This window comes from Faecalibacterium sp. Marseille-Q0746 (assembly GCF_017377595.1).
Classification (GTDB): Bacteria; Bacillota; Clostridia; order Oscillospirales; family Ruminococcaceae; genus Faecalibacterium; species Faecalibacterium duncaniae.
This window is the reverse complement of sequence record NZ_JAFREI010000001.1, coordinates 104,644-123,592: the sequence shown is the minus strand read 5'-3', so window position 1 is coordinate 123,592 and position 18,949 is coordinate 104,644. Positions and strand designations below refer to the sequence as shown.

General features: G+C 57.7%; 21 protein-coding genes. 19 read left to right on the top strand and 2 right to left on the bottom strand.

Going from position 1 to position 18,949, the window contains the following annotated elements:
• The first annotated feature begins 223 nt into the window (after positions 1–223).
• The 12 genes from J3351_RS00615 (at position 224) to hslO (ending at position 12,112) form a co-directional block, all read left to right on the top strand.
• A complete protein-coding gene (locus tag J3351_RS00615; RefSeq protein WP_097771978.1) occupies positions 224–532 on the top strand; it encodes a YerC/YecD family TrpR-related protein in 309 nt (102 codons plus the stop codon).
• 60 nt (positions 533–592) lie between these two features.
• Positions 593–916: a hypothetical protein gene (locus J3351_RS00610; protein WP_097786379.1), complete on the top strand. Its 324-nt coding sequence runs from the start codon at positions 593–595 to the stop codon at positions 914–916.
• A gap of 172 nt (positions 917–1,088) precedes the next feature.
• Positions 1,089–1,748: an HAD hydrolase-like protein gene (locus J3351_RS00605; RefSeq protein WP_035394092.1), complete on the top strand. Its 660-nt coding sequence runs from the start codon at positions 1,089–1,091 to the stop codon at positions 1,746–1,748.
• A gap of 59 nt (positions 1,749–1,807) precedes the next feature.
• Positions 1,808–3,604: an SGNH/GDSL hydrolase family protein gene (locus J3351_RS00600; protein ID WP_242699246.1), complete on the top strand. Its 1,797-nt coding sequence runs from the start codon at positions 1,808–1,810 to the stop codon at positions 3,602–3,604.
• Between the two features lie 48 nt (positions 3,605–3,652).
• Positions 3,653–3,874, top strand: coding sequence for a hypothetical protein (locus J3351_RS00595; protein WP_207696871.1), 222 nt, complete (start codon positions 3,653–3,655; stop codon positions 3,872–3,874).
• Positions 3,875–4,000: 126 nt separating this feature from the next.
• Positions 4,001–4,741, top strand: a complete 741-nt coding sequence (locus tag J3351_RS00590) for a YjjG family noncanonical pyrimidine nucleotidase (RefSeq protein ID WP_097771976.1) — start codon at positions 4,001–4,003, stop codon at positions 4,739–4,741.
• Positions 4,742–4,778: 37 nt separating this feature from the next.
• Positions 4,779–6,674, top strand: coding sequence for an ABC-F family ATP-binding cassette domain-containing protein (locus J3351_RS00585; protein ID WP_207696870.1), 1,896 nt, complete (start codon positions 4,779–4,781; stop codon positions 6,672–6,674).
• Positions 6,675–6,696: 22 nt separating this feature from the next.
• Entirely contained in the window at positions 6,697–7,242 is a 546-nt protein-coding gene (locus tag J3351_RS00580; protein ID WP_156058263.1) for a Gx transporter family protein, read from the top strand.
• A 123-nt stretch (positions 7,243–7,365) separates the two neighbouring features.
• Positions 7,366–9,816: an endopeptidase La gene (gene lon / locus J3351_RS00575; protein WP_207683844.1), complete on the top strand. Its 2,451-nt coding sequence runs from the start codon at positions 7,366–7,368 to the stop codon at positions 9,814–9,816.
• A gap of 15 nt (positions 9,817–9,831) precedes the next feature.
• On the top strand, positions 9,832–10,443 hold the full coding sequence (gene yihA / locus J3351_RS00570) for a ribosome biogenesis GTP-binding protein YihA/YsxC (protein ID WP_005932873.1): 612 nt from the start codon (positions 9,832–9,834) through the stop codon (positions 10,441–10,443).
• Between the two features lie 3 nt (positions 10,444–10,446).
• Entirely contained in the window at positions 10,447–11,208 is a 762-nt protein-coding gene (locus J3351_RS00565) for a class I SAM-dependent methyltransferase (protein WP_098922388.1), read from the top strand.
• The gene (hslO, locus tag J3351_RS00560; RefSeq protein WP_207696869.1) at positions 11,201–12,112 is read left to right on the top strand and encodes an Hsp33 family molecular chaperone HslO; all 912 of its coding nucleotides are present in this window, start codon (positions 11,201–11,203) and stop codon (positions 12,110–12,112) included. The genes J3351_RS00565 and hslO overlap by 8 nt, the downstream gene beginning before the upstream one ends.
• Before the next feature lie 45 nt (positions 12,113–12,157).
• Here the strand turns inward: hslO and J3351_RS00555 are convergent, their stop codons facing one another.
• Positions 12,158–13,396, bottom strand: coding sequence for a sporulation protein YqfD (locus J3351_RS00555; RefSeq protein ID WP_207696868.1), 1,239 nt, complete (start codon positions 13,394–13,396; stop codon positions 12,158–12,160).
• The gene (locus J3351_RS00550; protein ID WP_307862843.1) at positions 13,308–13,595 is read right to left on the bottom strand and encodes a sporulation protein; all 288 of its coding nucleotides are present in this window, start codon (positions 13,593–13,595) and stop codon (positions 13,308–13,310) included. Before J3351_RS00550 ends, J3351_RS00555 begins: the two co-directional genes overlap by 89 nt.
• A gap of 69 nt (positions 13,596–13,664) precedes the next feature.
• Here J3351_RS00550 and J3351_RS00545 point away from each other — a divergent pair, with 69 nt between their 5' ends.
• The 7 genes from J3351_RS00545 to J3351_RS00515 all read left to right on the top strand — a co-directional run bounded on the left by J3351_RS00545 (position 13,665) and on the right by J3351_RS00515 (position 18,932).
• Positions 13,665–14,774: a hypothetical protein gene (locus tag J3351_RS00545; RefSeq protein WP_207696867.1), complete on the top strand. Its 1,110-nt coding sequence runs from the start codon at positions 13,665–13,667 to the stop codon at positions 14,772–14,774.
• 78 nt (positions 14,775–14,852) lie between these two features.
• Positions 14,853–15,233: an Asp23/Gls24 family envelope stress response protein gene (locus J3351_RS00540; RefSeq protein WP_207696866.1), complete on the top strand. Its 381-nt coding sequence runs from the start codon at positions 14,853–14,855 to the stop codon at positions 15,231–15,233.
• Positions 15,234–15,252: 19 nt separating this feature from the next.
• Complete coding sequence (nusB, locus tag J3351_RS00535) at positions 15,253–15,696, top strand: transcription antitermination factor NusB (RefSeq protein ID WP_005933702.1); 444 nt, start codon at positions 15,253–15,255, stop codon at positions 15,694–15,696.
• Complete coding sequence (locus J3351_RS00530; RefSeq protein ID WP_207696865.1) at positions 15,693–16,634, top strand: glycoprotease; 942 nt, start codon at positions 15,693–15,695, stop codon at positions 16,632–16,634. Before nusB ends, J3351_RS00530 begins: the two co-directional genes overlap by 4 nt.
• A complete protein-coding gene (gene xseA, locus J3351_RS00525) occupies positions 16,622–17,845 on the top strand; it encodes an exodeoxyribonuclease VII large subunit (protein WP_207696864.1) in 1,224 nt (407 codons plus the stop codon). Before J3351_RS00530 ends, xseA begins: the two co-directional genes overlap by 13 nt.
• On the top strand, positions 17,823–18,038 hold the full coding sequence (xseB, locus tag J3351_RS00520; protein ID WP_223383781.1) for an exodeoxyribonuclease VII small subunit: 216 nt from the start codon (positions 17,823–17,825) through the stop codon (positions 18,036–18,038). Before xseA ends, xseB begins: the two co-directional genes overlap by 23 nt.
• Positions 18,039–18,050: 12 nt before the next feature.
• The gene (locus J3351_RS00515; RefSeq protein WP_207696863.1) at positions 18,051–18,932 is read left to right on the top strand and encodes a polyprenyl synthetase family protein; all 882 of its coding nucleotides are present in this window, start codon (positions 18,051–18,053) and stop codon (positions 18,930–18,932) included.
• Positions 18,933–18,949: the final 17 nt, after the last annotated feature.

Here is an 18,949-nt window from a genome sequence, read left to right as displayed (position 1 = left end):
TATTTTTCGGAGCAGTTCAGAGGATGTGCCAATTCGACAGAAAATCCGGCAAGAAATTTTAGGTGATTTTATTTCACTTGTGAAAAGAAAAAAACTGTTGACGTGCTGAATTGAAAACGATTCACGCAAAAGACTTGACTTTCGCACTTTCGTGTGCTAAAGTGATAACATAATATGATTCTTTCTGTCAGAAGTTCCGGCGTTTGCCGCAGAGGAGACCGCAATGACTGAGAAAAATTCCAGAAAAAACGAGACCGTAGATGCATTGTTCGATGCCATCCTGAGCCTTGAGAGCCGGGAGGAGTGCTATGCTTTTTTTGAGGATCTGTGCACAGTAAAGGAGATCTCCGATATGGCACAACGGCTGGAAGCGGCAAAGCTGCTGCTTGGCGGCCGCACCTATGACCAGATCGTAAAAGAGGTAGAGATCAGCACGGCGACCATCAGCCGCATCAATCGCTGCATCCAATACGGAACCGGCGGTTACCAGAGCGTAATTGAAAAGATCTCTGCACAGGAGAAAAAGCAGTAACGGCTGCACGGCAGGGGACATAGGATGGGGTACACCTTATATAGAAAGGATGAGTCCCCTATGGCAACGATCAATTGTCCCACCACGCTGGAATGTCCGGCCCTGCCCCGTGTTACCCTGAGTCAGGCTGTGATCGATCTGATGGAAAGTATCGCGCTGCAGGAAAGTGCTCTGAGCCACATCCTCTGCGCCGAGAGCCTGAAGATGAAAACCGCACTCGCCATGAACGAGATCGACCTGTGCAAGCTGCTGGAAGTGAACGATTCGGCCACCAACATGGTGCACGCCGTGGCAAATCTGGAGCTGGTGCTGAAGGAAAAGCTGGAGTTTATCTCCAATAACCTCTACTATCCCTCCGCTGATAATGGCGCTGCAGACCAATAAGCCTGCATGATCCCCTGCCTGTCCGCATTCTGGCGGGCAGGCATTTTGCGTTTTAAGGCCAGATTGTGACCGATTTGTATAAAAAGAATAAAAACGATTTGTTGGAATTGCTGAAAGCGCAATTCTGTGCTATACTATACCGTGTGTATGTGTGAAAGAGAGGGAAACGAACTTGCAGCACTATGACGTGATCTTATTTGACGTGGACGGAACCCTGATCGATTCCGCCCCCGGCATCCTGAATACACTGGAAGAAGTTTTTACCAAGATGGGCGTGGATGTCACCCATGTGAACCTGCGGCGCTATCTGGGGCCGCCGCTCCGCAAGAGCTTTGGAGAGCATTTTTCTGACCCTGCAAAAATCGAGGAGGCCACCGAGCTCTATCGGGAGAGTTACCGCGAAAAGGGCAGCCATGAGGGTACGGCCTACCCCGGTGCGGCAGAGATGCTGCGCCGCCTGAAGGAGGCAGGATTTGTGCTCTGCACCGCAACCTCCAAGCCGACTGTGGTCGTGACTCCCATTCTGGAAGAACAGGGACTGGCCCCTTACTTTGATTTCATCGGCGGCGCGTCCATGGATGAGAGCCGGGATACCAAAACGGAAGTGGTGCGCTACGTCCTCACCCAGCCCTGTGTACAGGGCAAGCGGGTGCTGATGGTGGGCGACCGCAACGATGATATGCGCGGTGCCGCCGATTGCGGGCTGGATGCCGCCGGAGCCCTGTATGGCTACGGCAGCAGGGAAGAACTGGAGCCCTTTGGCCCGGTGCTGCTGGCGGAAAGTTGTGAAGAACTGACGGACAAGCTCCTGGCCTGCCGTGCAAACGGTTGAACGATAGGATAAGTGGTGAATATAACATGAATCATAAGAATCAATCGGACAAACAGTCTATGACATCGCTGCAGCGGCAGGCCGTTCTGGTCTGTGTGGTCTGCGCACTGGCGGCTTTGCTGACCGTAGGCATCACCCTGACCCTGCTCAAACGGGGAAAGCCGGAAATGCCCGGCACACCCGCAGACTCCGTGCCGACGGACACCACCGGGGACGGTGAAAGCACAGATCTTGCCAATCACTATCAGATCGATAACACCTCCAGCGCGCTGCTGACTGAAACAGCGGATGCGGGCGCGGAATATCTGGACAGCACCCTGTTTCTGGGGGATTCCAACACCGTGCGTCTGTATAACAACGGCCTGATCTCCTTGCAGCAGTTCTGTGCCAAGGAGGGCATTGGCACCCATGTGGCCCTGAACGAAGGAATCGTCACCTTTAAGAATGACACCACCCACTACACCATCGCACAGGCGGTGGCAAAAATGAAGCCCCGCCGTGTCGTGATGACCTTTGGCACCAACGACACCGGCATGGAGGTGGCTGATTTTATCAGTAACTATACCGCGCTGGTGCAGGCCATTCAGGAGGCTTACCCCTACACTGATATCATCGTGAACACGGTGCCTCCTATCCCGGAGAATCACTCCAATTACCCCCACATGGATCAGGCCAAGGTCGATGATTTTAACATGGCGCTGCTCAACATGTGTGAACAGCTGGGGGTCAAATTTCTGAATACGGCTGAGGTTCTCAAGGGAGAAAATGGCTACGGCCAGCCGGATTACTACACGGATGGTGATATCCACCTCAAGAGCGCTGGTCTCAAGGCTGCACTGAGCTATCTGCGCACCCACGCCTACCAGACCGAGGATCGCCGCCCGGACACCAATAATATCCCCACCCGTACACTGGAATATGTATCCAACCCCAGCTCGGCGGTGCAGGCTCCCAGCTCGGAAGAACCCGCTTCTTCCAGCGAGAGTGAAAGCGTCAGCAGCTCTGAGACTGCCAGCGTTAAGTTTGAGGCCCGTTATCAGGTGGAAAAGAGCGGCGGCGGCACCCTGAGCTGTGGGAACGAGAGCGGCAAGACCAGCCTGACATACGGCATCACAGATGCATCCCAGTCGCTGACTGTCACGGCCACCCCTGCGGAGGGCCATGTGTTCGTCAAGTGGAGCGACGGCGTGACCAGCAAGACCCGTACCGATACCGGCTTCAAGCAGAATCTGGACGTGACAGCCGTGTTTGCAGCTGCTTCCGTTCACATCTCGGAAGGCAAGGCTTCCGCCGGCTCCTATGTCTTTAAGGCTGCGCTGGAGGGCAAATATGCCAAGAGTGAAAACCTGCATTGGTTCGCCAACGGTCAGGAAGTGAAGGAGGCCGCAGGCCAGACAACGGTCACCGTGTCCGCTTCGGCCATCACCAGCGGCAGCTATAAGATCTATGCGGTGGTCGTGTACAACGACTGCGCCGTGGCCAGCAATGCGCTGACCATTACGGTCAGCCCGGAGCCTGCTTCCAGCTCAAGCTCCGGCAGCTCTTCTACTTCTTCCGGCAGTACATCCGCGTCCTCTTCGGAGAGCAGCAAGTCTGAGAGCACGAGCAGCAGTTCTTCCCACAGCACGGCGGAAAGTGAGAGTAAGAGCGAATCCAAGAGCGAGAGCACCTCTTCTTCTCACAGCAGCTCAGAGAGCAAGGCAGAGAGCACTTCGTCCTCCGGCAGTGCTGCCTCTGAGAGCAAAACGGAATCCAAAGAGCAGACCAACAGTGAATCGGTCTCCGCTTCGGTTGAAAATGATATTGAACCCGCAGAGGGGGCTTCCGCTTCCACCGAAGCAGAAGCCAGCCGGTAAACCTTTTTCTGTCTGCCCGCATAGGCTGGGCAGAAGGGAGGGAGCCGGATGTTCTGTGAAGAGATCAAGATCCCCGGGCTGCCCGGTGAGGGAACTGTGACCGATGGCAGTGTGGATTGGTATGAGATGGACTGGGAGAATGTGGACAACGGCGTGACCGAGGAGCAGATGCCCAGAAACGTTGACAGACCCTGCGCCGCACAAGACCCGTGCACGGACAATTCCCCGGTGCAGACCGATGATGAAACCTATGAGATAGTTCAGGAATAACCGGAAGCCAGCTCTGCCGGGGCGGGGCTGGCTTCTCGCTGTTCTTTTGATCTGGGAAAAATTCCCCGGTGATCGGGGACAAGCGTCCCGGAAAATGACACAAGCATGAAAGAGGGGTAACGAACCATGGCAAAATACTATTGTGTTCTGTTTGATGCTGATAATACGCTGCTGGATTTTGATGCAGCGGAAAACAAGGCGCTGGCTGACACCCTGCGGGAGTACGGCATTGAGCCGGATGCCGAGACGGTGCAGACCTACCGCACCATCAACGAGGAGCTCTGGCGGCAGCTGGAAAAGGGTCAGATCCGCCGGGACAAGCTGATGGGGGAGCGGTTCACCCGCTTTCTGAAGGCAGTGAATGCCGCAGGCAACGGTGTGGAGATGAACAAATTCTATCTGGATCAGCTCTCTACCCACCCTGACCTGACATCTCCCAACGTGCTGGACGTGCTCCGGGAGCTTTCCGAAGTGGCAACATTGGCTGTGGTGACCAATGGCTTTGACCGGGTGCAGAGCCGCCGTGTGCGGGAATCCGGCATTCTGGATTTCGTGGAGGATGTGTTCGTTTCTGAAAAAATGGACAGCGAAAAGCCCAACCGCAAGATTTTTGATGCTGCGCTCCGTGCGCTGGGCGTGGAGAACCGTGAGCATGTGCTGATGGTGGGCGACAGCCTGAGCAGTGATGTGCAGGGTGGTGTGAACGCCGGGCTGGATACCTGCTGGTATAACCCCAACCACGCCGAGAATCCCGGCAAGGTCGTTCCTACCTATGAGATCAGCAGCCTGGAAGAGCTTTACCCGCTGGTGATGGAGCCGGAGGAACTGGCAAATGTGGGCCTGAAGAATCGCCGCCACCAGCTGTAATGCTGTGCGGCCTGTGTGAGAGATTGGAAAACGAACAATGCTGATACATTTGGAAAAGCTGGGCAAGAGCTTTGGCGAGAAGATCGTCCTGCATGATGTCACGGCCAGTGTCGAACGGGAGGACCGCATCGGCATCGTGGGCCAGAACGGCGCAGGCAAAACGACCCTGCTGAAGATCCTGACCGGCGAATATACGGACTACGAGGGTGAGTTCAGTGTGACCCATGGTGTGACGCTGGGCTATCTGGAACAGAATGCAAAGCTCGACCCTACGTTGGATATCTACGGCGAGATGCGCTCCTGCTTTGCCCATGTGCTGGATGCCATGGCCCAGATGCAGATCCTGGAGCGCAGAATGGCCGCCAGCCCGGAGGATGCCTCTCTGTTGGAACAGCACGATGCTTTGCAGAACATCATTGATGCCGCTGACGGCTACAATATGGACGTCAACATTAAAAAGGTGCTGTCCGGTATGGGGTTTGCGCAGGATACCTGGACGAAGAATATCGCTGTGCTTTCGGGCGGTGAGCTGACGCGCCTGCGTCTGGCAAAGCTGCTGCTGGAAAAGCCGGATGTCCTGATCTTGGACGAGCCCACCAACCACTTGGATTTTGCCACCATGGAATGGCTGGAGAATTACCTCAAGGGCTATTCCGGTGCCGTGCTGGTCGTCAGCCATGACCGCTATTTCCTGGACAATATCTGCACCAGGATCTGGGAGGTCTCCTTCCAGACCATGACAACTTATAAGGGCAACTTCTCGGCCTATCTGCCCCAGAAGGAAGCTGCCGATGCCCTGCGCCAGAAGCAGCACGATGCAGATGTAGCACTGGCTGAAAAGCTGCAGGATTATGTAGACCGCAATCTTGTGCGTGCTTCCACCACCAAGATGGCTCAGAGCCGCCGCAAACAACTGGAAAAGCTGGAGATCACGGAAGCACCAAAGGATGAAACGAACCAGCTCAAGTTCCGCTTTGAGTATGATGTGGAGCCGTGGAACGAGTTGGTGCTGATGAAGAACCTGACCATCAGGATCGGGGAGCGCACCCTGCTGGAACCCTTTACCTATACGGTCTGCCGGGGTCAGCGGCTGGTGATCGCAGGCCCCAACGGTGCGGGCAAATCCACCCTGATGCAGGTGCTGGATGGTAAGCGCCGCCCCTCTGGCGGCATGGTGCGGCTGGGTACGGGAGCCCGGCCCAGCATTTTTGCCCAGCAGCAAAACCGTCTGGGACAGGGCCGGGTGATCGATGTCATCTGGAACAAGTATCCCCGGATGACGGAGCTGGAAGTGCGCAGCCATCTGGCAAAGCTGGGTTTCCGGGGCGAGACAGTGTTCAAGCCCTGCGAGGCACTTTCGGGCGGCGAGCTGGCCCGCCTGCGCTTTGCTGAGATCGTGCTGGAGCGGCCCAATCTGCTGTTTCTGGACGAGCCCACCAACCACCTGGACATCTACACCCGCGAGAACCTGACCGAGGCCCTGATGGCATACACCGGGACCCTGCTCATGGTCACCCATGACCGCCATCTGATGAACAGTCTGGGCTGTCCCATCCTCTATCTGGAAGATGGCAAGGCCACCCTGTATCCGAGCTACGATGCCCTGATGGGCCGTGCCGCTTCTGCTGCCGCTCCGGAAAAAGCCGGGGAGCAGCCCGCCAAGGCCGGTTACGGCAAAGAGCAGCGCCGCCGCCGCGCGGAGCTGCGGGCCAAGATCAAGGCTTGCGAGGATGAAATGGAAGCCTGCGGGGCAAGGGAAGTGGAGCTTGACAATGAGATCAACTCCCCGGAGGTCTACAATGACCCCGATCTGCTCCGCCAAAAGAGCGATGAGCTCAGTGATCTGCGCTTCCATCAGGAGGAGCTGTTTGCTGCCTGGGAAAAGGCAATGGAAGAGCAGGAGCAGTACGAACAGGCTGCTGATGAAGAATAATCCGCTGCAAAGGAGAACAATGATGCCCTATAACCGCCGCAATTACAACAAAACGCACAGCATCGCCCTTTCAGGTCTGCTGTTTGCTCTGGCGATGGCGCTTTCCTTCATCGAGGGTACATTGGTCATCCCCGGGCTTTTGCCAGGCATGAAGCTGGGTCTGGCGAATATTGTGGTGATGTATGCCCTGTTCTTCATGGGGCCAAAACAGGCCCTTGTGCTGGATGTGCTGAAGGCGTTCTTCGTCTTTCTGGTCTCCGGCTGGACGGCAGGTTTTCTTTCCCTCTGCGGCGGCCTGCTCTCACTGCTGGTGATGTGGCTGCTCTACTATCACTGCCCGCTGCGGCCTACCTGGTTCATCCTGTCGGTCTGCGGCGCGCTGGCCCACAACATCGGCCAGCTGCTGGGAGCCAGTGTCATCCTTTCCACAGCAGTGTCCCTTTACTATGCACCGATTATGCTGGTGCTGGGTCTTGTGATGGGAATGCTCACCAGTGTCACCCTGCGGGCCATGCTGCCTGCACTGGGACGGCTGGGTTATAATATCCAGGAAAACCGCAAAGGATGAGCTGCCCGGTTGCAACCGGGGCCGGAATCCGATATAATAAATCAAATCTGAATTTTTACCCAACAAAAAAACTGCCCACGGGATAGCGCACTTTGGCGCGGGGCAGCTGGGAGGTATGAGTTTATGTCTGAAAAAGTGACTGTCAAGGTGGAGCGCAATATCCTCCATCTTCCCGCCATTGCCCTGCGTGGGCTGGTGGTGTTCCCCAACAACCTGCTGCATTTTGAGGTAGGTCGTGACAAGAGCATTGCCGCTGTGGAATGGGCCGTGCGGAATAAATCCGAGGTGTTCCTCATTGCGCAGAAGGATATGAAGGCTGAGGACCCCAAGGCAGAGGAGATGTACCAGTACGGCGTTGTGGCCGAGATCAAGCAGGTCATGCGTGTTTCGGATGATCTGGTGCGCATTCTGGTGGAGGGCAAGTTCCGCGCCAAGCGCACCGAGCTGGATACCGACGGCAGCTTCCTGCTGGCATCGGTGCGGCCGGCTCCTGTGCGCCCCATCAAGGCAGAGGAAGAGACCGAGGCGGAGGCCCTGCTCCGCAACGTAAAAACGAGCTTCGACGCGGTGCTTTCCATGAATCCCCGCATCAGCAAGGACGTGGTGTTTGCCGTTACCTCGAATAACGACCCCGCCTTCCTGTGCGAGTACATCCCTGCCAATCTGCTCTTCCGCTTTGAGGATAAGCAGGCTGTGATGGAGGAAAGCACCCTCATCGGCCGTCTGCGCCTGCTGGTGGAACGCCTGCATCGGGAGCGCCGGATGCTGGAGATCGACAAGGAGATCGCCCAGAAAGTGGACGAGGCCATGGACAAGAACCAGCGTGATTACTACCTGCATGAGCAGATGCACATGATCAGCCAGGAACTGGGCGAGGACGATGATACCACGGCAGAGGCCGAGGAGTACCGCCGCAGGATCCAGGAGCTGCATCTGGACGAGGAGCGGGAGAAGAAACTGCTCAAGGAAGTGGACCGCCTTGCCAAGATGCAGAGCAGCAACCAGGAGGGAACGGTCATCCGCACCTATCTGGATACCTGCCTGGATCTGCCCTGGAACAGCTTTACCGAGGACGACCTCGATATCGCCAAGGCACAGCGCATCCTTGACCGCGACCACTACGGCCTGAAGAAAGTCAAGGACCGCATTCTTGAGGTGTTGGCTGTCCGCAAGCTGGCTCCGGATGTCAAGGGTCAGATCATCTGCCTGGTCGGCCCTCCGGGTGTCGGCAAGACCAGCATTGCCCGCTCCATTGCCGAGAGCCTGAACCGCAAGTATGTGCGCATCAGTCTGGGCGGTGTGCGGGATGAGGCAGAGATTCGCGGCCACCGCCGCACCTATATCGGGGCCATGCCCGGCAAGATCATCAACGCCATGATCTCCGCCAAGAGTTCCAACCCCCTGATGCTGCTGGACGAGATCGACAAGCTGGCGGGCGATTTCCGGGGTGACCCGGCTGCTGCCCTGCTGGAAGCTCTTGATCCCGAGCAGAACACCACCTTTAATGATCACTTTATCGATATGCCGTTTGATCTGAGCCATGTGCTTTTTATCACCACGGCAAATGATCTGAGCGCCATTCCCGGCCCTCTGCGTGACCGCATGGATGTCATTGAGCTGCCCAGTTATACCCGGGTGGAGAAATACAACATTGCCCGCAAGCATCTGGTGCCCAAGCAGCTCAAGGCCTGCGGTCTGGCCGGGAAGGTCACCTTCTCCCAGAGCGCGCTCTACGGCATCATTGACGGCTACACCCGTGAGGCCGGTGTCCGCACCCTGGAGCGTACCATCACCAGTGTCCTGCGCAAGTGCGCCCGCAAGATCGCGTCCGGTGAAGCAGAAAACGTTTCTGTGACCGGCAGCAGCCTGGAAGAGCTGCTGGGGCCCCGCTTCGTCAAGCCCGATTTTCTCAACCGGACCAATGCCATTGGCATTGCCAACGGTCTGGCCTGGACCAGCATTGGCGGCGAGACCCTGCCCATCGAAGTGCAGGTCATGGATAATGGCAGCGGCAAGATCACCGTCACCGGTTCGCTGGGCGACGTGATGAAGGAAAGTGCCCAGCTGGCCATCACCTATGTCCGTGTCCACGCCGAGGAATACGGCATCGACCCTGAGCGGCTGAAGAAATGCGATCTGCACATCCATGCCCCCGAGGGTGCCGTGCCCAAGGACGGCCCCAGTGCCGGTGTTACCCTGACCACGGCTCTGGTGTCCTGTCTGTCCGGTATCCCGGTGCGCGGTGATGTTGCCATGACCGGCGAGATCACCCTGCACGGCAATGTGCTGCCCATCGGCGGTCTGCGCGAAAAGAGCATGGCTGCCTACCGTGAGGGGATGAAAACCGTGCTCATCCCCAAGGATAACGTTCCGGACCTGTACGAGGTGGATGACGAGGTGAAGAAGAATCTGACCTTCCTGCCCATGTCTGACCTCGCGCAGGTGCTCAATGCCGCTCTGCTCAAGCCCAAGAGCGTTTCTGCCCGTCATCCGCACCCCGCCAAAAAGGCAAAGCCGGTGGAAGCGGCCATCCCGCCCGCACCGGAAAAACCGAAGCCGGGGGCTGTCTGCTAATCAAAGGAGCAAACGATGAACTACAACAAAGCGGATTTTATTGCAAGCTACGGCATTTCCAGCCAGCTGCCCGAAAGTGACCGACCGGAACTCAGCTTCTCAGGCCGTTCCAACGTGGGCAAGTCCAGCCTCATCAACAAGCTGTGCAACCGCAAGAACCTTGCCCGCGTGTCCAGTACACCGGGCAAAACGGCCACCATCAACTTCTATGAGGTGGACAACTGCTATTTTGTGGATCTGCCCGGCTATGGCTATGCCAAGGTCAGCAATGCGGACCGTGAGCGCTGGGATGACCTCATCAACAGCTATTTTGAGGCTCCCCGGCATCATACCCTGCTGGTGCAGCTCATTGACTGCCGCCATGCCCCCAGCGCAGATGACCTGCAGATGCTGAAGTATCTGCACTACCATCAGATCCCCTTTGTTGTGGCATTGACCAAAGCCGATAAGCTCAAAAAGAGCCAGCTGGCCAAGACACAGGAGGATTTTGAAAAGGTCTGCCTGCCCTATGGCTGCCAGAAGGTGGTACTGACCAGCGGCGAGAACGGCTACGGCATCCCGGAGCTGCAGGCGGTGTTGAACGAGGCCGTGGCGGCTGAATTCACCGATGACGAGGAAGCGGAGTAAACCATGGCCTACAATGAATTTGCCTATTTCTATGATGAATTCAACGGCGAAGCCGACTATGATGCCCTCTATGAGCAGATCCGGCAGGAACTGAATGCCCACGATATCCGGGATGGCATTCTGGCCGATCTGGGTTGTGGAACAGGGGAGCTGACCTTGATGCTGACCCAGGCGGGCTATGATATGATCGGCATCGATCAGTCTGAGGAGATGCTCTGTGTTGTGCGGGATAAGGCGGAACAGCTGGGCCTTTCCGGCAAGCTGCTGCTTTTGCAGCAGGATCTGCTCAAGCTTGATCTCTACGGCACCATCCGGGGCGCGGTGTCTACCTTCGATACCTTCAACCACATCCCGGACCTGGATACCGCCATTGCCAACGCGGCTTTTTTCATGGAAGAGGGCGGGGTGTTCCTCTTTGATATGAACACCCCTTACAAGCACCAGAAGGTGCTGGGGGAGAATGTTTTCACCTTTGAGGAAGAGGATGCTGCCTGCGTCTGGCGCAACCACTATCACCCTGCGGACCGCCGGGTGGAGATCACAGTGGACATCGACTACCGCGAGACCGGCGAACACTTCCATGAACAGTTCTATGAATATACCTATGACCTGGATACCATCCGAGCCGCATTGGAAAAACACGGCTTTGTGCTGGAAAAGGTCTGCGACGGTGAGAGCTTCGGCCCCCTGACCGAAGAGAGCGAGCGCTATTTCTTCTGTGCCGTCAAGCAGTATACCCAATTGGAGGAAAAAGAAAATGTCTAATCTGATCCGCGGTATTTCTGAAAACGGCGGTGTTGTGTTTTGCGGTGTGGACTCCACTGAGATCGTCCGCACGGCCGAGCAGCTGCACCACACCAGTGCGACCTGCAGCGCAGCCCTGGGCCGCCTGCTCACCGGTGCGTCCCTGATGGGCTCCATGCTCAAGGACGATGACGATTCCATTACGCTGCGTGTGGCGGGCGGCGGTCCCACCGGCACGGTTGTTGCCTGTACCGATGGTACCGGCAATGTCAAAGGCTGCATCGACCACCCGCTGGTAGAGCTGCCTCTGAAAGCAAACGGCCATCTGGATGTGGGCGGTGCTGTGGGCAAAAACGGCGTGCTGACTGTCATCCGTGACAACCGCCTGCAGAAAGAACCCACTGTGGGCCAGGTGCCGCTGGTCTCCGGCGAGATTGCCGAGGACCTGACCAGCTACTATGCTTACAGCGAGCAGGTGCCCACCGTCTGCGCTCTGGGTGTGCTGGTGGATACTGACCTGACCATTGCCTGCGCGGGCGGCTTCCTGCTGCAGCTGCTGCCCGGTGCCACCGATGCCGAGATCACCCAGCTGGAGCAGAACATCGGCGCAATGCCTTCCGTCACTGAACTGCTTCGGGAAGGCAAGACCCCCGAGGATATGATGAACCTTGCTCTGGCAGGCTTCAACCCCAATGTACTAGATGAGCGCGAGGTGCAGTATAAGTGTGACTGCAGTGCCGAGCGCACCGAAGAGATGCTGCTGAGCCTGGGCCGCAAGGAGCTGGAAAAGCTCCGGGATGAGGACCCGGATTGTGAGGTCGTCTGTCATTTCTGCCACACCAAATACCATTTTGACCTGAATCAGCTGGTGGAGAAGGCTGCTTATAAAAAAGAAGCGGCCGAAGAGCCCGCCGAAAATGCATAAGATGTAACCTGAAAACGGCCTGGAGCGAGAAACTCCGGGCCGTTTTCAGGTGCAGATATCAGCAATGATGGTGTAGACTACCCGGTAATGCAGCGTATCGTTCTCGGTTGTGACATCCACTTTCTGCGCCACAAATTCTGCGTCCGGGTAATCATTTTGCAAGGCCTGTAAGCCATGCAGACGGGCCAGTGCGCTGGCTTCATCCTCTGAGGAATGTACTTCATTTTCTGCCTGTTCGTAATAGGTGGTTTCCTCGACGGAAAGCGGGAGCGTCAGCCCCAGAAGCTCCGGCTGAAGATGCCGTGTGACCGCCGTGGAATCGTCCGCAGGAGAGAAAAGGGAAGGCAATGAGAACACCTGCCCGGCAAGGAAAAGCCTTCGCTGAACGACAGTGTTCCCGGTCAGCTGGCATGTGGCAGCCGTCAGTGGAAGATCTTCCGTAAACTCCCACTCGAACTGCGCCCGGACGCTTCCGGCGGCAGGCTGAAAGATCAGCGTGCCGTCCCGTTCAGCCCGGGCAGTGCCGATGAGTCCCTGACCTTTTTCCACTGCCTGCCCGGGAACCACCAGCATCGTCCCACTGACAAGGTTTGTGCTGACAACCGTGCCTGCAGCCTTTGCCCGCAGGCCGTGGAGCGTTCCGGCGGCGATCTCCGGCACTGGTTTGGCTTCTGCCGCTTCCAGTACCAGCCGCCCGTCCTGAAAATTCAGGCTGACCCACGAGAATTCACCGCTTTGCAGCAGAGCATATTCCCCGGCGGCAAGTTTTTCCTGCGTGACGATACTGCCCGGCATCAAGGAAACGGTTTCCCGCAGCACGGAAGCTGCCCGCGCCTGCTGGCCGGTCGTCAGGCCGGAAGCATCCACAGCCCATACAAGGCCCTGTGACCAAAGCAAAAGCGGCACAAACAGCAAAAGCCCGGCCCACAGCCCCCGCCGCCGGAGGTAGGGCCGCAGAAAGAAAAACAGACCAGTCTTTTTGCGGATGCGCAGATGCACCCGCCGCTTGCGGGCAAGTTTTGCCAGCCGGAGGTAGTGCCATGCCGCGCACCGGGCCGTAAAGCCGCCGGGAGCAGGGAAGATGGCAGTGAGATGCAGGCCTGTCCGTGCAGCTTCGGAGAGCAGGCCATCGGTATCACCGTTCCGGGCAGAAAATGTTGCCCCGGCCCAAAGCTGTAAGATGCTGCATCCCTCCCTAATCGCTGGAAAATTCTGTGCGTAAAAACCGCCCCCGCAGGGTAATTCGGTGAGCGGCCAGTGTTTCGATTCTAAGCCCGTCCCCATACACGGTGAACAACCCGCCCGCGAATTCCAGGCAGAGCCTGCCCTCCTCATAGGTGCGCACCCTGCGGAAGTGCTCGATCTCCATCACACCGCCGCTCAGATAGACAGACGGCTGGCCGTAAAAGCCCCGGGGAGGCTGGCGCAGCATCCGGCCAAACCAGCCGCGCAGGGAGAGCCGCCCGGTTTTCTGCTGTTTCACACCCGCTCCCTCCCCGCCGGGCAAAACTGCGCCCCGTATCACATATATATGGAACCGGAGGGCGTGTGTATGAATCAGCTTTTCAGATGGGATCAGATGGGTTTGTTTTTGCTGGCACTGGCGGCAGGGATTCTGCCGTTTGCAGTGCCGGAGGTTTGTGCCGCTGCTCTGCGGGAAGGGCTGACCCTCTGCAGCGGGCCGCTGCTGCTCTCGCTGTTCCCGTTTCTCGTGGTATCGCGCCTGCTCGTCCAATGCCCGGAAAGCGACCTGCTGGCCCTGCCGTTCCGTCTGGCGGCGTGGGGCATCGGCATCCGCACACCCTGTGCGGCACGGGTGCTCTGCATCGGGTTCCTGGGTGGCTTTGCACCAGCGGCCAGTGCTGCGGCGCAGGCAGTCAGGACCGGTCAGCTTACGGCTGAGGAAGCGGATGCTCTGCTGCCTGCCTGTATCTGTTCCGGTCCATCCTTTGTGGTTCTGACGGTGGGGCAGAGCCTGCTGGGCAGTGCAGAGCTTGGCGTGCTGCTGTTTGCGTCACAGATCACCGCAAACTATCTGACCGCCGCCCTGCTGAACCGGTTTGCAGGAGTGCGTTCGGTCAAACCGGGATCTGCAGCGCCAGCATCCCCTGCACCGCCGCGGCTGGATGAGATCCTGGCCGATGCCGCTATAACGTACTGCAAGCTCTGCGGTTTTATCCTCTTTTTCCGGATGTTGGCTGCCGGGGCAGGGGCGCTTTTGCCTGCCGGTGCGGGCACACTTTGTGCCGTTCTGCTGGAGGTCTGCTCCGGCTGTGACCTGGCCTCCCGTACCGGACGATGGGGGAGCCTGCTCTGCTGTGCAGCACTGAGCGTGCAGGGTCTTTCCGTGTTGCTGCAGGTGCGCACCATCTGCCCGCCGGAAATGACTCTGCGCCCGCTCTACCGGGCCAGGATGCTCCATCTGCCGCTTTCACTGGCCCTGTTCTATCTGCTGCTGCCGGGCGGGGAGGCGGATGTGTTCAGCACCCTGCCTGCCCGGGTCCTTTTGATGCGGCGGGTGCCGCCGGATTGTGCCCTGCTCGTTTTTGCAGTGTGTTGTATGGCAGCCTGCACTTTGCGCAGTGGAATCCGTCAAGTTGAACAGAAACAGATGGCAAGAAATGCAGGTGGGTGTTGTATAAATTCCAAAACTTTGCTATAATAAGACGTAAGCATTCAATGACAGGGAAGCTTCCCTGAACAGATGGAAATAAAATAAATGAGCACACGCTTATTTTAGATGGAGGACCATAGAATGGATTTACAGAATATGGATCTTAAGGGCGGGAGCCTGCAAATTTCCACCGAGGTCATCGGCAAGATCGCACGCTGTGCTGCACTGGAAGTGGACGGTGTGTCCGAGGTCTCCTGCGGCAAGCAGAACAAAAAGGTCAAGGAGCTGCTGGCTGCTGCCAGCATCCAGCCCCCTGTTACCGTGGAGATGCGGGACGGCACCGCTGAACTGACCCTGAATCTGGTGGTCAAGTTTGGTGCAAAGATCCCTGCTGTGGCCGAAAAGGTACAGGAGAATGTCAAGTCTGCTGTTCAGAACATGACCAATGTCACGGTAAGCCGTGTGAACCTTGTCATTGTCGGCCTTGCGGCTGAGGAACAGGAATAAAAAGTAGAAGAGGAAGATTATGGAAAATATTTTGCCCCGTCGTGAAGCCCGTGAGAATGCGTTCCTGCTGGCTTTTTCCCAGACCTTTGGTGATGTGCCCCTGCAGGAAGCACTGGATACGAACAACGAGTGTGGGGAAGAGCGTCCTGTGGATGTGTTCGGCCAGCGCCTGCTGAGTGCCTATTACAGCCACTCTGCAGAGGTGGACGACCTCATCCGTGACCATCTGCGCAACTGGACCATGGAGCGCCTGCCCCGTGTCAGCCTGACTGTCCTGCGTCTGGCTCTGGCTGAGATGCTGTATGGCGACGAGCGTAAGCCCGGTGTTGTCATCAATGAGGCTGTGGAGCTGACCAAGAAATACGGCGCAGATGAGGACTATCAGTTCGTGAATGGTCTGCTGGGTGCTGTTGCCCGTGAGCAGGGTCTGGATACGGAGCCGGTGGAGTCGGAAGAACAGTGAGCCACTATACGCTGGGCATCGACACAAGCAACTATGCAACCTCTCTGGCGGTTTTTCACACAGCCGGAGAGGTTGTTTGCGCAAAGAAACGTTTTCTGCCGGTCAAGGAGGGCCAGCTGGGCCTGCGGCAGAGTGATGCGCTCTTCCACCATACCGCGGCTCTGCCCGAGATGCTGGAGGAGCTTGGCCGGGAGTTTGATCTGACCCAAATCTCGGCAGTGGGCGTTTCCCAGAAGCCGCGCCCCGTGGAGGGAAGCTATATGCCCTGCTTCCTGGCGGGTGTCAGCGCGGCCACAGCCTTTGCGCAGGCCCGGGGCATCCCGCTCATCCATACCACCCATCAGCAGGGACACGCGGCGGCAGCGCTGTTTGCAGCAAAAGGGGAAGAGCTCTTCCGCCAGAAAGTGCTGCTCTTCCACATCTCAGGCGGTACAACGGATCTTCTGCTCTGCAATGAGGTAAAGGAGATCACCACACTGGGCACCAGCACCGACCTATACGCCGGGCAGGCAGTGGATCGTGTGGGGGTCAAGCTGGGGTTTGGCTTCCCGGCAGGTGTGGAAGTTTCCCGTCTGGCTGCCTTGTGTGAGGAACCCATTAAGCCCAGATCCAGCGTGAAGGGGATGCAGTGCAGTCTTTCGGGGCTGGAAAATCAGTGCAACGCCCTGCTGAATGAGGGCAAAACCCCGGAGTATGTCTGCAAATACTGCCTGCTCTGTGTGGCAGACACCGTGGTCAAGATGACAAAAGCCGCCCAGAAGGAATATCCCGGCCTGCCGGTGGTCTGTGCGGGCGGTGTGATGAGCAGTGATATCATCCACGCCTGGGTGCAGCAGCGCCTTCCGCAGGTGTATTTCGTGCCCGGGCAGTATTCCAGCGACAACGCCATCGGCGTGTCCATTCTTGCCGCACAGGGGGCTGGATTATGGCTGAAGTGATCTCAGTCTCGGCCCTGAACCGGTACGTCAAGAATCTGCTGGACATGAATGATGTTCTGTTCGATCTGGCCCTGCGGGGCGAGATTTCCAACTTTGTGCAGAACGCCCGGAGCGGGCACTGCTACTTTTCCCTGCGGGACGAAGCCGCCAGCGTCAGGGCTGTGATGTTCCGCTCCGATGCGCGGCGGCTGGGTTTCCAGCCCGAAGAGGGCATGAAGGTGGTGGTACGCTGCCGTGTGACCCTCTACGAGCGGGACGGCGCGTTTCAGGTCTATGTCAACGACATGTTTCCGGACGGCATCGGTTCGACACAGCTGGCCTTTGAACAGCTGAAGGCAAAGCTGGACAAAGAAGGACTGTTTGCACCGGAGCATAAAAAGCCGCTGCCCCGGTTCCCGCAGTGTATCGGCCTTGTCACCAGCAAGACTGGTGCTGCACTGCAGGATATTCGCAATGTCATCGGTCGGCGCTGGCCCGCAGTGCGTCTGCTGCTGGCTCCTGTGAATGTGCAGGGCTTTGAAGCTGCAGAGGAGATCGCCGATGCCATTACCCGGCTGGACAAAAGCGGGCGGGTGGACGAGATCATTGTAGCGCGCGGCGGCGGAAGCCGGGAGGACCTGTGGGTATTCAACGCCGAGGTCATTGCCCGGGCGGCCTACCGCTGCAAAACGCCCCTCATCAGCGCCATTGGTCATGAGATCGATTTTACGATCCTGGATTTTGTGGCAGATCAGCGCGCGCCCACGCCCTCAGCGGCGGCAGAGCTTGCTGTGCCCGACCGTGCTGAACAGGAACGAAAATTATGCACTTTGGAAGAAAATATTCACAATTGTATCCAATTTAAGCTGAGTTTATGTTATAATAGACTGGAACAGACCGAACAGCTGCTTTCCCGTGCCGGTGTACAGGCAGCGCTGGAGGAGCGTGCTGCCTGCTTGGATACTCTGGCTGGGCGGCTGCAAACTGCCGTCAAAGACAAGCTGCAGGCCGGAGAGCTGCATCTGAAGCATACGGCAGCACTTGCCGCATCCCTGAACCCCTACGGTGTGCTGGCCCGCGGCTATGCCATGGTGCAGGACAATAGGGGAAGGATCTGCACGCCGGATGCACTCCGGCCCGGGCAGACCTGTAAACTCCGGGGCACGGAACACCGCGTGACCTGCACGGTCAACACAGTGGAGGAACTGGATGAGAGCACCCAAAAGCTTTGAGGATGGAATGACCCGGCTGGAAGCCATCCTTGAACAGATGCAGCAGCCGGAAACAACGCTGGCGGAATCGGTCAAACTCTATGCCGAAGCCGCATCCCTGATGGATTATTGTAACGGTACGCTGGAAAAGGCCACGCTGCAGCTGGATGAGATCGACGCGCAGCGGGCCCCCCGGCCGGATGCCGCACATTAAGGAGGAAGTTTCATGGATTACGCGAAGCAGTATCAAGAGTATCTTGCCAGGGCAAATCAGGCACTGGAAAAGGCCTGCGAGACTTTTTTGCCCGAGGAATCTGAGGTCTGCCGGGCTGCCCGTTACAGCCTGCTGGGCGGTGGCAAACGCATCCGCGCAGTGCTGGTTCTGGCCGTGTGCGATATGCTCAACGGCAGCGCTGAAGCAGCCGAGCAGTTTGCGGCGGCGGTCGAGATGCTGCACTGCTATTCTCTGATCCATGATGACCTGCCCTGCATGGACAACGATGACCTGCGCCGGGGCAAGCCCAGCTGCCACAAGGCCTTTGGTGAATCCACTGCTATGCTGGCCGGCGATGTACTGTTGACCGAGGCGTTCAACGTGGTCGCAAATGCACCGGCTTCGCCCATTGTCAGTGTGCAGGCCGCAAGGGCCTTGGGCGCTGGTGCGGGCAGCCATGGCATGGTTTATGGGCAGGAGCTTGACCTGAAATATGAGGCACTGGCTGCCACTGAAGAGCAGCTGCGGCTGATCCACCGGAACAAGACCGGTGCGCTCATCAATGCTGCTGTTCAGATGGGTGCTGCCGCTGCTCAGGCCAATGAGACCCAGTGCAAGGAGCTGGAGGACTATGCCTTCGGCATTGGTCTGGTGTTCCAGATCGTGGATGATGTGCTGGATGTGACCAGCACCGCCGAACAGCTGGGCAAACCCATTGGCAGCGACAGTGAGAACGGCAAGACCACCTTTGTGACCTTGTATGGGGCCGAGGGTGCCATGGAGCTGGCAAAAAAACTGAACAACGAGACCTGCGCCTCCCTGCACGCGGAATTTGGCGAAAAGGCCGCTTTCCTGGAGCAGCTGGCAAAAGAGCTGCTGGTGCGCCGCAGCTGATCCGAAAAAATAAGAAG